Source organism: Coprococcus sp. AM100_B19A, from assembly GCF_027662015.1.
Taxonomy (GTDB): domain Bacteria; phylum Bacillota; class Clostridia; order Lachnospirales; family Lachnospiraceae; genus Allocoprococcus; species Allocoprococcus comes.
Window position 1 is genome coordinate 1 of sequence record NZ_JAQDKN010000018.1, and the last position, 14,003, is coordinate 14,003.

At 45.0% G+C, this 14,003-nt stretch carries 18 protein-coding genes; all 18 read right to left on the reverse strand.

The window, feature by feature from the left end; translation table 11 throughout:
* Positions 1–209: hypothetical protein (locus PGQ33_RS14360; RefSeq protein WP_270205955.1), on the reverse strand; the 209-nt coding region annotated here is incomplete at its 3' end.
* 100 nt (positions 210–309) lie between these two features.
* Complete coding sequence (locus tag PGQ33_RS14365) at positions 310–1,794, reverse strand: hypothetical protein (RefSeq protein WP_270205956.1); 1,485 nt, start codon at positions 1,792–1,794, stop codon at positions 310–312.
* A gap of 29 nt (positions 1,795–1,823) precedes the next feature.
* On the reverse strand, positions 1,824–2,393 hold the full coding sequence (locus tag PGQ33_RS14370; protein WP_015521355.1) for a hypothetical protein: 570 nt from the start codon (positions 2,391–2,393) through the stop codon (positions 1,824–1,826).
* The gene (locus PGQ33_RS14375) at positions 2,359–3,426 is read right to left on the reverse strand and encodes a hypothetical protein (RefSeq protein WP_015521354.1); all 1,068 of its coding nucleotides are present in this window, start codon (positions 3,424–3,426) and stop codon (positions 2,359–2,361) included. The genes PGQ33_RS14370 and PGQ33_RS14375 overlap by 35 nt, the downstream gene beginning before the upstream one ends.
* A gap of 91 nt (positions 3,427–3,517) precedes the next feature.
* Complete coding sequence (locus PGQ33_RS14380; protein ID WP_208913670.1) at positions 3,518–3,922, reverse strand: ribbon-helix-helix domain-containing protein; 405 nt, start codon at positions 3,920–3,922, stop codon at positions 3,518–3,520.
* 18 nt (positions 3,923–3,940) lie between these two features.
* Positions 3,941–4,576 carry a DNA cytosine methyltransferase gene (locus tag PGQ33_RS14385; protein WP_015521353.1) on the reverse strand — a complete coding sequence of 212 codons (636 nt, stop codon included), beginning with the start codon at positions 4,574–4,576 and terminating at the stop codon, positions 3,941–3,943.
* A gap of 484 nt (positions 4,577–5,060) precedes the next feature.
* Positions 5,061–5,432, reverse strand: coding sequence for a DUF3846 domain-containing protein (locus tag PGQ33_RS14390; protein WP_330424074.1), 372 nt, complete (start codon positions 5,430–5,432; stop codon positions 5,061–5,063).
* A 14-nt stretch (positions 5,433–5,446) separates the two neighbouring features.
* Positions 5,447–5,701 carry a DUF6103 family protein gene (locus PGQ33_RS14395; protein WP_015519964.1) on the reverse strand — a complete coding sequence of 85 codons (255 nt, stop codon included), beginning with the start codon at positions 5,699–5,701 and terminating at the stop codon, positions 5,447–5,449.
* Positions 5,702–5,757: 56 nt separating this feature from the next.
* Positions 5,758–6,132 carry a DUF6329 domain-containing protein gene (locus PGQ33_RS14400; protein ID WP_270205957.1) on the reverse strand — a complete coding sequence of 125 codons (375 nt, stop codon included), beginning with the start codon at positions 6,130–6,132 and terminating at the stop codon, positions 5,758–5,760.
* Between the two features lie 51 nt (positions 6,133–6,183).
* Positions 6,184–6,855, reverse strand: a complete 672-nt coding sequence (locus PGQ33_RS14405; protein WP_118590709.1) for a DUF5688 family protein — start codon at positions 6,853–6,855, stop codon at positions 6,184–6,186.
* A 9-nt stretch (positions 6,856–6,864) separates the two neighbouring features.
* Positions 6,865–7,218, reverse strand: a complete 354-nt coding sequence (locus PGQ33_RS14410) for a DUF6103 family protein (protein WP_055216309.1) — start codon at positions 7,216–7,218, stop codon at positions 6,865–6,867.
* Between the two features lie 61 nt (positions 7,219–7,279).
* Entirely contained in the window at positions 7,280–8,365 is a 1,086-nt protein-coding gene (locus PGQ33_RS14415; protein ID WP_118597729.1) for a C40 family peptidase, read from the reverse strand.
* A complete protein-coding gene (locus tag PGQ33_RS14420) occupies positions 8,341–8,850 on the reverse strand; it encodes a gamma-glutamylcyclotransferase family protein (protein WP_118590705.1) in 510 nt (169 codons plus the stop codon). Before PGQ33_RS14420 ends, PGQ33_RS14415 begins: the two co-directional genes overlap by 25 nt.
* Before the next feature lie 30 nt (positions 8,851–8,880).
* A complete protein-coding gene (locus PGQ33_RS14425; RefSeq protein WP_270205958.1) occupies positions 8,881–9,900 on the reverse strand; it encodes an amidoligase family protein in 1,020 nt (339 codons plus the stop codon).
* A gap of 32 nt (positions 9,901–9,932) precedes the next feature.
* On the reverse strand, positions 9,933–11,768 hold the full coding sequence (locus tag PGQ33_RS14430; protein ID WP_006857292.1) for a VirB4 family type IV secretion system protein: 1,836 nt from the start codon (positions 11,766–11,768) through the stop codon (positions 9,933–9,935).
* Positions 11,761–12,333, reverse strand: coding sequence for a hypothetical protein (locus PGQ33_RS14435; protein ID WP_015519970.1), 573 nt, complete (start codon positions 12,331–12,333; stop codon positions 11,761–11,763). The genes PGQ33_RS14430 and PGQ33_RS14435 overlap by 8 nt, the downstream gene beginning before the upstream one ends.
* The gene (locus PGQ33_RS14440) at positions 12,317–12,595 is read right to left on the reverse strand and encodes a hypothetical protein (RefSeq protein ID WP_015519971.1); all 279 of its coding nucleotides are present in this window, start codon (positions 12,593–12,595) and stop codon (positions 12,317–12,319) included. The genes PGQ33_RS14435 and PGQ33_RS14440 overlap by 17 nt, the downstream gene beginning before the upstream one ends.
* Positions 12,576–13,997 carry a DNA cytosine methyltransferase gene (locus PGQ33_RS14445; RefSeq protein WP_118597725.1) on the reverse strand — a complete coding sequence of 474 codons (1,422 nt, stop codon included), beginning with the start codon at positions 13,995–13,997 and terminating at the stop codon, positions 12,576–12,578. Before PGQ33_RS14445 ends, PGQ33_RS14440 begins: the two co-directional genes overlap by 20 nt.
* Positions 13,998–14,003: the final 6 nt, after the last annotated feature.

A 14,003-nucleotide genomic window follows, 5' to 3' on the forward strand; every position in this document is an offset into this window, starting at 1 on the left:
ATTATCAACACAACAATAACAGAACTAATCAATACTAAACAGGTTACCAAAACCACTACAAATGTATTCTTAACTACTTTAGATATCGCACTTTCTACAAATGTTGTAATCATACCAGAAGGAATTAATAGAAAAAAAATAAATTTTAAAATATCATAGATGCTATTTCCAATAAAATTATCAATGTATTCCATTACTTTCTTTTTCATTAGTCACTCCTCCATTCTGCACGATTTATAGCTCAAATAAGCATGTACATTAATGTCATCACAATTCTTTTACCTCTTATGCTTGACATAATAAACTCCCTTATATATCTAACTCACATTCCATCTTTTTTGCTATTTTCATAAAATAGTCTCTGTCTCCAATAAAGTGCATGTCTCCAACAGCATCACAATCATTCAGGACATGTAAAACACTTGTAACCTGAGTATTGCTGTTCTGATTAGCTACTAATGTTTTTACTACCCTTACAAATTTTTCTTTATCATTTTTATATGTAGCCAGCATCATCTCCAAGTCTTCTATGGTCATGATATAACATCTGCTGTCATCAACAAATATCTCTGGTATCGAAGACATTACAATTTGCGTATTCGTCATACTCTCATACAGCAAAAAAATTTTAATAACCGGCTTTTGTCCATGGTATTCCTTTTCAGACATTTTAAGTTGTTCATGTGCTTCTAAAATATTTCTTTTGTAAAATGTATCAATCTGTTGAACATCTGGTGCCTGCTGCTTTGCCTTTATTCCAAGCAGTCCTGATTTTAGTTCAAACAAGAATACCGCATCCTCAAATTCTACAAAGAAATCCGCACTCTTTTTATCTTGTTCTGGAATTTTGTGCCACATACCCTCTGACAGATAAATCTCAGCCAGTTCCATAAAATATTCTTCGAACATTGTTCCAAAAGCAATAATGAACCCAGTTCCCTTACCATTCTTATAATAGTAATCCCGAATTAACCAATATAAACCATCTGCAAAGAGCATCTGTACCAAATACATACTGACCATAATTGGCTCTTTGTTCTTTTGAGTAATCACAAAAGGTTTGCTATAAAACAATTGTTTCTGTATTGGAGACTTCCTTACATCATCATATGTAACAGAATAATAATTAATAATTTTCTCCAAATTCTCTTTGGTGAGTATGCTGTATGCCCCATGCTTATATAAATCATCTTCTGCCCCTAACGGATCGGGACGTTCACTGGATAACCACAACAAATAAAGTACATTGGTCAGAAACTCGTCTGCACTCAGACCAAACAATTCTTCTGTAATTTCATTTATATCTACAATCTCATCCCTGCTAATTTTACTTGAGCCAAGCAAAATATGATAATTTCGGCTAAAGCTCTGGTATGTCCATGCTAAATTCTGATACTTAAACTGTTCATATGTCATGCCCATCATAAACTTAAATATATCCGGCAATTTTGCATCTTTGATATATTCGCTATTGGAATGTTCATTCTCATATCCTCTATACAAATTTACCACTGTACCAGCTTTTTCTCTTGTCATGATTTCTTTTCTGTAATCATTTGCATTAACAATTGAAACATACGCCATGTCTTGAATATCCCATGCCGACAACATCACCTGCACCTGCCGATGTATAAATCCATGCAAGATAGCATTCAATGGAAATGTGATACTACACCTTAATTCATCTTCTGACTTATTTTGCTGTTTCTTATATAGTTCGATTGATATTTCTGAGAAAAAATAGATAAAATCTCTTGTCGAATAATTCTTAATAAAACTCACGAAATCTTTCAACCAGCATCCACCTTTCCTTTGCTCATAAGCTATTGAATCTTTCCCCAAACTCTCTCATTAAGATATATTTTTTCTTCTTCCATACAGATGACATTCCACTTTAACAAGTTTCCAATATTTTTCTCTAATCTCTCCATGACAAATTCTTCTAATTGATCATCGTCCTTCATTTTATTAATTTCTGCTTTCACTTGTTCAACAGTAAATCCTATCTCATAAGCATTTCGTCTATGAAGCACCGATACTATTACTGCACAATTAAAATCTAATTCCTTTTTTGTAATAGCTCCTACGCAAAAAATAGATATGATTACTAATTGTACATATTGAAAAAAGGTTTCCGGTTTATTCAAAGATGCCACAAAATCTGCAAGTGCAATTAATACGCTTCTTAAATCCAACCTAATATTTCCCATTTTGTATGAAGATGACTCTTTTCCAAGAAAAATCATCTCTCTCTTTGAATCATCTGGAATAATTTCTAAGTAATTATCCATTATCAATTCTCCAAATTTAGGATTTAAACCTTGCTCTATTGAAAAGTTCTCTAAACATTCTCTTATTTCACAATCCAATTGTCTGGCTTCCGTTCTGTTCATCTCTTCTCTGCCTCCGTTCTCTTTCTTCTGTTCGAATAATCTTAGCCAATTTCCCTCTCTCTTTTTTCAGAATTAACTGTGTACGATATTCGTCATATGCATCCAAAAATCCACTGTACAAATGATTTCCATCCACTGTGTCAAAATCATACTTATCATCATTGGCAATAGCAAACAAATGACTTATCCTATCTTTGGGAAGAGGATGTGTATCCGTTGTTATCCTTTTATTATACAGCACCCTGTCTGTGTAATAAAACAAATCAAAAAACTGCATGTACATAACTGGTGCAAGATAAGTATAGTCTTCTATAATTCTTTTCTGCTCTTCCAACTTACTTTGGTCAATAATAATCTTTAAAACGATATCATATGCTACTGCATCTGCTTCAAATTCTTCCTTCCGTCTGTTTGAGAATTTTCTTCCTATACTAGCAAAATATGAATGTGCAACTTCATGTGCCAAACTAAATATGACCACTGTCCAATAACATGATGATGCCAGATTCATAATCTGTGCATCCCCCTGCATAATCTGTAACAATGCTTCATTTGATTTCTCATTCGGAATATCACCCAATATACTCACATCATTCATTATAAATAAAAGATACAAAAAACAATTTCCATATATCTCTAGGTCATCAAATTCTTTCGACCATTTTAAAACCACTAAGAAAAAGGACATCACGGATGATTCAAATAATTCATCAATATGTACAAACTGTTCTCTTCCCTCATCGAAGAAAATATAGCTGTTCACAGAGTGCTGATAGCGGTTGCTTAGTTCTATTCCCTTACCATGATAACCATATTCCTTTTCAAAATAATCTTTTACAATCTGAAACATCTGATTAAGGTTATACTTCTGACTATTCTCTCGCAATTGCTCTTCTGTTAATCCGAATTCCTGATAATATCTCATCATCCTCTCAATTCCTTTTTCTTCATCCTTAACAGACTCGCCCCCAAAGCGTAGAATTTCATAATCATCTGGCGGTAAAAAGTATTTTGCTCTAATATCTTCTGACATATGCCTTACCCTCCGTTATAAATATCGGCCTCTTTCAAGTATATATTTATCATAGCACAGCCCTTTTATTTCGCCAATTATCTAGCATAATTTATTCATTCTGAAAACGGTATGCATCCTCAAAAGTTACAGCACCATTAATTCTTTTCACTTCATCCGTACACTTTGCTTGTAGCTTCTTTAATGCCTCTTCATCCACTCCATGACTATACGCAATCACATGAGACAGCTTAGAGGTTTCCACCGCCAGCTTATACATCACACGAGCCATTCGGTTCTCGCTATCCTTCACTGTGGAATGCATCACTGAGGAGATAGTGGAAAGCATATAGTTTTCGATTTTCTCTGATGTCAGATAGCCGATATAAAATTTCAATGCCTGATTCAAAAATTCATTCCTTGATTTCACATCTGCCTGCTCCAATAATCCGTCTATCTGCTCCAGCAAGTCTTCCTCAATATAAAATCCCTTCCTTACTTTTCCTTCGCCTGCCACTCTCTTCCTCCTTCTCTACTACTCCTCGCAGATGTCTACGATATGGTCACATAATTTCTGCGGTATCACACTTCTTTCTCTGGCTCCTTTTAATCCCTGCGTCCCAGTCTTGCTTCCTCTTGGAGCTGCCACGTGACACGAATCTCCGTTATGACACATCGGCAAGAACTTCGGATCGGGATGATTCGTCCAAATGTCAGTCGGCTTCATCCGGTTGTCACCGTACTGACAATATGTCACGGTGTATCTTGACAGACCTTTCATCCATTCCATCTTCCGCATACCACCTCTGGGATTTTCAATAAAATAATACTTTGGCTGTAACTCTTCAATAAGTTTCAGCACATGCTGATCTACCATGTCACAAAATTTTGCATATGCACTGACCGGTTCCAGACTTCCGGTTTCAGGATTTTTTCTTCTGTGATGACTGATTGCAGCAATACTGAATGTGGAACAGTCCGGACTCGCCCAGATGACATCCGGCTTTCCAAAAAGCCTTAAGATATCTTCTGCGGTTACCTTACTGATGTCTTCATACAAATCAATGTTCTCAAAGTCCTTAGACCACTCCACACTGAATACTTCATGCCCTCTACTTTCAAAGGCTTTCCCGATACTCCGTGTTCCTGCAAATAATTCTAAAACTTTCATAGTCCCATACCGGTAGTGGTGCGCACCTTACCCCACGGGACTACTCATTTCCTTTCCATTTTTCTTCTGCCTGCAAGCATTATTGCGAAAGGCATAAACTTAAGTTCCCTCAATGCCTTTCAATCCTTAAAAACAATAAAAACAGGCATAACTTCTTCCAAATCTTCAAAAAAGTTATGCCATACCACAAATCCCCCAACGGCTCTGCCGGTGGGTGTTTCACGGGTTAGGCCGCCCAAAAGCGGCATAACCCCTTTAACCTGCACTATTTTCGACCCTGTTTTACAGCCCCCATTTCATCCCCATTTTCGGAGTCTTATATGCCTCCGCACTCCGGGTTTTCTGTTAATTTCTCCAAATCGGCTCACACAGGGCAGAATACTGCCTAGTCGGTCACTTTATCCAGTTTTGCAGAATAACGGCACACGTTGCCACACGCAGGCTCACACGGCGGTGTCTGTGCCGTTTCCTTTCCATTGTCCTGTCACTTTCTTAAAAAGCGAGGATGGTCATATGTGGCTCCAGTTCCGGTATCCTGCCCTGTAAACTGCTCAATCTCTCCAAATCGTCTGGTATATTCCTCGATCTGCTGCTCTGTCAGGGAAATGAAATCACCGTCCGGGGTATCCCCACAGATAAAAAATGGACCGCAGATGATGTCATCACCATTCCTGCGGTTCGGCTGCATTCCATTTATTTTTCCTTCAGCGTTGATTATTGCCACACATCCATCTCCAAAACCAACGCACTCAATGTCTCCCTCCACCTCTGCCTGACTTGCCTTAAAGTCATTCGCAATCTCCTTCACACAGGGAGGTTTCCCTGGCTCTACTTTCAGAATCTTTATCTCGTCCATGCTTCCTCCGTTCCCTATTCATTCTCCGCAGCACTGCCGGATGCCGCACTGTTTTTGCCCTGCTGGCGGTTTGCCTTTTTGATTGCAGGCGGCACATCCCCTCTGCTTTCAATGTACTCACGGACTGCCTGCGGCACATATTTCTCATACATTTTTCCAAGGACTTCCTTCAGCTCCGCATCAAAATCCGCATCCTTTTTTCCCATGTACTGTTTCACAGCATTTAACTTTTCCTCATCATATTTGATCGTAACGACTGCCTGTTTCATCTCTTTACCTCCAAATTTAAACTCTCAGTTGAAATCATTTTCAGAAAAACACACCCTTAAGAAAGCACCATTCCTGTCTGCTCTTCCTGTCCGCTTTCCTTTATCATGGACAGCGTCTGTGTTTCCTTCACTGCCTGCTCCTGTTCCAAAATGCCGCTTACCGATGGCACAAAGGCAAAGTATCTGGCGTAAGATGCCCCTTCGCTCTCCACCAGCACACCTTCCTCCATGCCCTCTCCGGTTACTAAAAGGCAGTGCCGCACCCCATCTTTTTCATACATGAAATCCACATTTTCCCTGATAAAATCATGCTTGTGCATCAGATGATTGGTGAAAGATTCATACTCCCCAGCCGGAAGCGTGATGACCTTTTCCACACAGAACTCTTTCGTCTCTATCTTCGGCTCTTTTCTGGAAAATACTGCTCTCATAGCTCCTCCTTCCTATAAACTCTCAGTTGAAATCATTTTCAGAAAAACACACTATTGATACAGCACCATTCCTGCCTGCTCTTCCTGCACGCTCCCCGGTATGACAGACAGCCTGTGCGTATCCCTGTCATATCGGTAAATCTCATCGGACAGATAGTCTGCATCCGGGAACGCCCTGTTTGCTCCATATACCCCATTCCTCAGCCGTTCCATGTCCAGGCCTTCCCGCTCCACCATGAGATACACATCGTGGATGGATGCCGGAAGGACGATCAGATTTCCATCCAGCTTTTCTGCTGATTTTTGCAGCGTTGCCTCGTCCATCATGTACACCGCCCCATGATCCATGTTGTTGGTAAGGACATAAAAGTCGGCATCCGTCCTCCAGATTCTCTCCGGTTTTTTCTCCATCGAAAGGATATTCTGGTCATAGTGATGCCCGTAGGCATCCTCAAAATCCATAAGGAGCGGCGGACGTTTTGCAAACATATTTGCCCATGCATCCTGAAAAAGCACCTCTTCTTCTATCCCCCAATGCTCCATCTGCTCTCTGGTGACAAGTCCGCAGTCCCTCTGAAACTTTTCGTCATACCCGCTGAGACGGCATACCAGCATGAGGTTTTCCTTCTGCTGATGCGCCAGTCCGTCCCATTCCTCTCTGCCTGCCGCATTGCACACTTCCAGAAACAGACGGTCTTTTATTTTCTCTTCATATCCGTTCACTGATCCGCCTCACATTCCCATGCTCATCGTATTTTCTGCTGTCTCTTCCACAGTTTCCGGCACCGGCTCTCTCGGCTGCTCTTCCTGATTCTGTGTCTCCCTGCTCCGTCTGCCGGATGCTCTCTGCTGTCTTGTGCCTCCCGTTCTCTGGGATTCCTCCTCCTGATTTGCTGTCTCCTGTGGAGTTTCCATTCTGCTCTCCACAAATTTTCTGACCTGTGCAGGAACATTTTTCTCATAAGATTTATCGAGATGGCTCTTCAACAGCTCCTCCACGGTTTTTCCTCCCTGCTCTGCCAGAAAGAAACTTAATGCCTCCAGTTTCTCCCCGGCAAATGTGATTTTTATTTCTTTTTCTGCCATATCGCTCCTCCTTCATTTCCATTTTTCTGGCGGAAAACAGATGCCTGCGGCATCAGAAAAATTACTGCGGCCTGCCATACAGTACCTGCTTATCGTTATCAAACAGGGGACGGTACACCACCTTCCCTTTGGAATAGGATGCATCCACGACCATGCCGTCTCCGGCATAGATTCCCACATGCGTGATGTTCATGTATCTTCCGTTTGGTTTGTGGCTCCAGAACACAAGGTCCCCCGGCTGCAGTGACTCTCTTGCAACCGTCAGGTTATGCTCCACCATATATCTTCCCTGCTCTGCCGCCGTTCCCGGCAGGGAGATTCCTATCTGCCTGTAACACCACAGCGTCAGGTAACTGCAGTCCACATAGTTCCCGGTTCCGCGGAGTGCCTGCGAGTACGGATGCCCCAGTCTCGATAATGCAAGCTGTACGACATCACTTCCATTCCCGTTGGCTGGCAGATCATACACAGGGATATCCCCTGCCCCGTTCCAGCCGCTCCAGTCGGAAAATTCATCCCCCTCTGTCGGGGCCGCCGTGTCATACTTTGCCACATACCAGACATTGACTGCATTGGACTGTTGTTCATAAGTTGCGGTGACTCCATAGTCGGATGCAAGTTTTTGGAAGATTTTTGTCTTGTCCCCAATGGCAACTGCCACGGTATACTTCTCCAGTGTGACTGTCCCGTCCTCCCGCTCTGCGTTTTGTGTTCGCTCCTCATAATCCACAAAACAGTCTGCAAATTTTTTATAATCATCCGTCTCAAGCCGTACCCGGTCTGCGCCGAAATACAGAGAATAAAAAACGGATTTAACCAGATACCTGTCGCACAGTTCCCCTTCTGTCATGCCATCGATGTCATCTAATACGGCATCCAGCTCCGCAAAACTTTCCTGCATCTGGCGGACATAAGCCTGATAATCTGCAGGCATCCCGCCCGGCGCTTCCCCTCCATCAAATGCCAGATGCACTGCCGCCCGGTTATGTTCTGTTCCGCCGGAGGCAATGCTGATGTAGCACATGACGGCAAGGATGACCGGAAGGCACAGGGCTGCCAGTACGGAGGCAATCCCTGTCCACACTTTTTTATTGGTTCCGGCTGCTATGGCTGCCCTTGCGATCAGAGTGGCAGTTGCTGGCTCCATGGTGCTTCCTCCATTCTCTCTGCTTCCATCTCCTGTTTCATGCGCTCCCTGCTCTTTTCCACACCTGCCATCAGAACATCCTCATCAAATCCTGCCTCCTGATATCCGGTGCGGATGGTCGCAAGGTAATGTTCCGAAGGGACTCCCATGGCATGCCCCTCCGTCATGGTATATGCCATCATTTTCTCTCGTTTTCCATCCATCTCTACTTCCAGCATTTCTTTTCCATACAGTCTCGGATATCCCTCATAACGGTCCAGGTTAAACTCATCTCTCGGACTGATCTCCCAGATCAACACCGGCACACTTTCTCCTTTTTTCGGCTCCACCGTAGCTACCGCCCCGTTCCTGTTTCCACGGAACAACAGCTCATAGTCCTTGATTTCCCCGGTTCCTACCACCTTTGCATCGGGGCAGCGCAGTGCCATCTGCGCCCGGTTTAAGTTCGAGCCGTATGCAATATATCTTCTTCCTGTCATGTTCATATTCTTTTTTCCTTTCTCTGCGTTTTGTTTTTACATGGTCATGTTCATTCCCTGTGCATCCTCCGGCACCTCTTCTTCCATGCTGTCTGCCTGCTGTGCATGTCCGGTTTCCATTTCTTTCTTTTCTTTCATCGCCCGCAGTCTTTCCTTCTGCCGCACAGCCTGTTCCGGGTCCTTCCATGCAATGCCGCCCTCCAGATTTTCCAGAAGGAACTTCCGCGCCGTCTTAAATTCATCCCCGATCATTCCCAGCCTTAACAGCCAGGTACGGAATGTATATTTTTCGTTGGTGCTGGCAGTCTTGATCCGGCTGGCACATTTCTGGTTCAATGCCTGCGCAGAAATGGCAAGGCAGAGCTGGATATATGCCTTTATTTTTCCTGCATGGGTGGTGGAGTTAAACAGCCGGAACTCAATCGTTCCATTCTGGAACACGCTGTGCAGATTCAGACAGTGGTAACGGCTTTCATGGTAATGCCTGTGCCTTCCATCACCCCCCTTGTACCAGATCCTGCTCACTTCCTCCAGACTCTTTGGTTTCTTCCGGTTCAGTTCCTGCAAAAAGTCCTCTTCCACCTTCTGGCAGTAGCGGTGCTCCCTCTCTACATCTACCTGAAGTGCCTTATAGATCAAATCTTCCTTGCTGTACATGATGTTGGTGATGTTCCGCAGTGTCCTTGCATCATGGGGTGCCGCATTGATATGCACATGGATGCCTGTATTCTTTCCTGCCACTGCACCTGCATGCCGGAGCTGCCGGATGAGTTCCTGTATGACAGGGATATCCGCATATTCACAGATAGGGGAAACAAATTCTACCTTGTACTCACTCCCCGCATAACCGCCGCCCTTTTTCTGCGCCTCAATGCTGGAGTCATACATGACTTTCCATCTGCGGCCTGCCGCATCCCTGACACTGTACACTTCATAGCTTCCGCCGTCATAGCTGGCCACAGAGGAAAAATAGGCTGCCATGACCTCCGCAGCACGCTGTCTGGTAATGCCTGTCATCTCGATCTCAATGCCGAATTTCTGCTCCCTCATATCCATAGTCTGGCATCCCTCCTTCCTTTTTCCCTGCCTTATCGTCCTCCGGCACTTCCGAACAGTTTCTCCTTGTACTCCGGTGCATGTACCATGAGGTTGTAACGTTCATTGCCGCATTTATAGAGGCACACGCCTCTCTGCGGATAACGGATCAGGTTGTATTCGCTCTGCTCAAGCTGCAGGGTATCGATATAAAATCTGGAATCGATGTTTCCCGCATTGAACAGAAATACATGGGTTGGGATGGAAAACAGCGGTTTTGTGTACTCCCGGATTCCATCAATATTGAAGTCCTCCAGATTCTGGCTGGCAAGGATGACGGCACTGTCCTTTTTACGCACACGTTTCATAAAGTTGCGGATATATTCCACGGCGGTCAGGTTGGTAAGGAACAGATAAAACTCATCGATGCAGGCTGCCGTATGCCCGTTGGTCAGAAGTTCATTTGACATGTAGGAAAGCACATTAAACAGCATGGCATCCTTCACATTTTTGCTCGCCTGAAGCAGTCCCTTGACACCGAACGTCAGGAAGCTGCTGTCCGTGATGTTTGTATGTCCGTTAAAAAATTTGGACTCCGCTCCCTTGCACATGGAGTGAAGTCCAAGACAGATTTCCTGCAGAAGCTCTGCGGTATACAGTTGTTTCTTCTTCGCATCGTAATGCTTATATTCCTCCTCCATCAGATCGTAAAGGTCAGACAGGATCGGGTAATCCTTTGGCGTAAGCCTGCCAAAGTCCGTATCATCCCCTATGTTCCACTTCTCATAAAGTTTCGCTAACATGATCTCTATCGTATCAAGCTGGCTGTCCGTAAAATTCTTATAGCTTCGGAAAAAGTCTTTTAAGAAAGAGATATGCTGGCTTAATTTTGAGGAACAGCGGAACGCATAGGGTGCCTCCGTATCCTCCGGGCTGCCGTTTTCATCCCATGTTTTGGGTTCTAACACATTGATGATATACTCCCCGCTCATCAGATCCACAAAACAGCCTCCCAGATTTCCGGTCAGGTCAACATATTCATGCTCCGGGTCCAGGCAGATAACTTTCATCCCGGACTCCCGCAGGATGGTCTGTATCAGTTTTAACAGGTAGGATTTTCCCTGCCCGGAGTTTCCAAGGATGAGGATATTGGCATTGGTCTTGTCATCCGCTCTCTGGTTGAAATCTACAATGACATTGCTTCCAAACTTATCCCTCCCGATATAAAATCCGTTCTTATCGGTCTTGCCGGAGTAGTTGAACGGGAACAGGTTCGCCACACTCGAAGCCGGAAGCGCACGTTCAAACTGTTCCAGAAAGACATTCCTGCCAGCCGGATGCACACATAGGAACCCCTGCTTCTGGCGCAGCAGCAGCTTATCCACGTTCAGTTTGGAACGGATGAGTTCTGTCAACACTTCGGTCTGCAACAGCTTCAACTTATCCATGTCCGCTGCGGATAACTCCAGATACACAGCCGTATGCAGCAACGGCTCCCTGTTGCGGTGCATGGTCGCAATGATGTTGGTCACATCCTGCAGGTTGCTCGCTGCCGTGACTGTCTCCTGTAAATTTTCTGTATTTCCCTGTTTCATGCGGTTCTTGTTTGCCGCATTGCTGATGATTTTTTTCTCCTCTGCCGGTGTGACCTGTCTGGTATAGATACGCAGTGTCACGCCATCCTTTTCCCCAAGATGGCGCAGGATTGCCTGCTCATCCGTTGCAGTCGGATATTCCCTGAGTGCCCAGACACTGCGGAACGTATTCCCGCAGATATAATGATCCGTGTAAAACTGGATGACGGACGGTGCGATCATATCAAGGAAACTCTTAAGCCTCTCTTCCCCCGGTGTCTGTGTCTGTGTTTTTTTCTTTCTGTTGTTATTCATTTAAAATGATCCACCTCTCTCCATCAAATTCTTCAAATTTTTCCGTTGTGACATTCTGTTCAAAGTAAACAGCCAGTATCCTCTTCATGTCCTCCTCATCCGCTCTTTTGGATGTAAATCCCTGTTCCACCAGCATTTTTTCGATACGGTTTAAGTAAGCGAACACCTCATTCTCCTTCTGGTTTCTCAGCCGGATAATCAGTAAAAACTCCCTCGCCGTTGCCATCTGCACCTGCATCCGGTCAAGGTGTCCTGCATCCAGTTCCAGCAGTTTCCGCACAGTCGGGTTGGTTTCTTCCTCCGCGCGGTTCTTTAAATATCTTTTGTTGTCCTCAAAATTTTCACGGGAATTTAAGCACATCATCTCGATTTCTGTGATGCCTTTTAATACCGTCATGAGTCCATAGATTCTTGCGGAAAGGCTCTCCTCCGACAACACGGACAGGTTGCTCGGCTGGATCAGAAAATAGACCAGCTCGTCCTTCCGGTAGGTGCGGATGCTGTAATCCGACAGTTCTTTTGTCCCCATCAGCTCCCTTGTGGACTGTTCATTCTTCCGTTTCATTTGCGGTATACCTCCATTCATAATGCTGCTGTTCCACCAAAAAATACGCACATGCATAGCGGATAAATTTTAAGATGGTGGTATCCTCCACCTGTATCGTTAAAAATGCGTATACACCTGCTATCACCATCGGGAACCACAGTTTTGCATAGGCAAATGCAAACACGGATATCAGTACGATGATTCCTGTCACTGCAAGGTCTTTTAGCTCCCACAGCCACATGCTCGCTTTCGATTTCAGATTATCCGGGTATATGTACATCCCGTTCTCCCTCCTGTCTTTCTAAAAAATAAGCAATGCCGCAGAGGATATATTCCACACACGGCACTGCCACGCTGTTTCCCAATGCCCGGTACCGGACACTGTCACTTGCTCCCGGAATGTCCGTCCAGTGGTCCGGGAACCCCATAAGTCTTTCACACTCAAGCGGTATGAGTTTTCTCACACGTTTTTTTCTCTGCAGGTCATCCGTGTATGCCACACAGTGCCTGTCCTCTGTTGTCAGCGTATAACTGACTCCCTGCTGATAGCCGCAGCCGTTTCCCCCGTTTTTATCCTGACGGTTGATGACATTGCCGGCGATGCAGTAGGGTTCTCCATGAACAGCAAGCGGCGTATTGTTGCCTCCCGTCCCCAGTGCAGAAGTAATGGTCTGCGCCACCTTCACCGGTCCGCTGTAGCGGGTGTCCGGCCCGTGATTGTCAAACAGGATCGGCTGGTTATTGCCTGCCATCCCTGCCGCTGCTGTAATGGTCGGACAGTATCCGATCCCGATTTCTGCATTTGCCTGACTGCTCGCCATGATAATGGGCGGTGTGCTTGAACTGTGTGCCAGAAGTGTACCGATAAGGTTCCGGTACACATCCATCCGCTGTCCTCCCTGATCCATCAGACACACGATGTCGGCTCCTGTGCCTGAAGTAAGAGTGCCGCCTCCAAGATTGGCGGCAGCTTTTTGCCTCTGTTCCCTGCTCTCCTGATAATGCCTCCACACGCTTTCGGACTCAAATAATATCTCTCCGGCACTGTGGCCTCCAAAATCTGCGACAAGGAAGATTCTTCGGCGTCTCTGGGGGACTCCCCAAAATTGAGCGTCCAGTACCCTCCAAGCAACAGAGAATTCCTGTCCCAGAATAATCCCGGCAGGAGTCCATGCCCCATCCGGCGGTCCAGGTAAAGATACGGACTCCTCCGATATACCACAGACTTCTTCGAGGACTCTCTTAAAATCTGCTCCTTTTGGTTCTCCGCTTGAGAAGGCTCCCGGCACATTTTCCCAGACCATATACCGAGGTCGAACAGGGACATCTGCTCTCCTTCCACTGCTGTTTTTCCTCCTTTCCTCCTGCCTGCGCATTTCTTTTATGATGCGTACCTGCTCTAAAAAGAGACCGGAACGCATCCCCGCAAGTCCTGCACGTCTCCCGGCAATGGATAAGTCCTGACATGGCGAACCCCCGGCTATCACATCCACAACCGGGAGGTTTTCCCCATGCAGTTTTGTAATGTCTCCCATGTGTTTCATCTCCGGGAACCGGTACATGGTAACTGCCATGGGAAACTTTTCTATCTCACTCGCCCACACAGGCCGTATGCCATTTCTTTTTGCCGCCAATGGAAATCCCCCGATTCCATCGAACAGACTCCCCAGCTTTTTCTCCATGTTTCC

What these genes read in the sequence shown, in the direction of transcription:
- PGQ33_RS14370 (WP_015521355.1), bottom strand. Translation starts at nt 2,393, where the DNA reads ATGAACAGAACGGAAGCCAGACAATTGGATTGTGAAATAAGAGAATGT.
- PGQ33_RS14375 (WP_015521354.1), bottom strand. Translation starts at nt 3,426, where the DNA reads ATGTCAGAAGATATTAGAGCAAAATACTTTTTACCGCCAGATGATTAT.
- PGQ33_RS14385 (WP_015521353.1), bottom strand. Translation starts at nt 4,576, where the DNA reads ATGAAAGTTTTAGAATTATTTGCAGGAACACGGAGTATCGGGAAAGCC.
- PGQ33_RS14390 (WP_330424074.1), bottom strand. Translation starts at nt 5,432, where the DNA reads ATGGACGAGATAAAGATTCTGAAAGTAGAGCCAGGGAAACCTCCCTGT.
- PGQ33_RS14395 (WP_015519964.1), bottom strand. Translation starts at nt 5,701, where the DNA reads ATGAAACAGGCAGTCGTTACGATCAAATATGATGAGGAAAAGTTAAAT.
- PGQ33_RS14400 (WP_270205957.1), bottom strand. Translation starts at nt 6,132, where the DNA reads ATGAGAGCAGTATTTTCCAGAAAAGAGCCGAAGATAGAGACGAAAGAG.
- PGQ33_RS14410 (WP_055216309.1), bottom strand. Translation starts at nt 7,218, where the DNA reads ATGGCAGAAAAAGAAATAAAAATCACATTTGCCGGGGAGAAACTGGAG.
- PGQ33_RS14415 (WP_118597729.1), bottom strand. Translation starts at nt 8,365, where the DNA reads ATGGAGCCAGCAACTGCCACTCTGATCGCAAGGGCAGCCATAGCAGCC.
- PGQ33_RS14420 (WP_118590705.1), bottom strand. Translation starts at nt 8,850, where the DNA reads ATGAACATGACAGGAAGAAGATATATTGCATACGGCTCGAACTTAAAC.
- PGQ33_RS14425 (WP_270205958.1), bottom strand. Translation starts at nt 9,900, where the DNA reads ATGGATATGAGGGAGCAGAAATTCGGCATTGAGATCGAGATGACAGGC.
- PGQ33_RS14430 (WP_006857292.1), bottom strand. Translation starts at nt 11,768, where the DNA reads ATGAATAACAACAGAAAGAAAAAAACACAGACACAGACACCGGGGGAA.
- PGQ33_RS14435 (WP_015519970.1), bottom strand. Translation starts at nt 12,333, where the DNA reads ATGAAACGGAAGAATGAACAGTCCACAAGGGAGCTGATGGGGACAAAA.
- PGQ33_RS14440 (WP_015519971.1), bottom strand. Translation starts at nt 12,595, where the DNA reads ATGTACATATACCCGGATAATCTGAAATCGAAAGCGAGCATGTGGCTG.
- PGQ33_RS14445 (WP_118597725.1), bottom strand. Translation starts at nt 13,997, where the DNA reads ATGGAGAAAAAGCTGGGGAGTCTGTTCGATGGAATCGGGGGATTTCCA.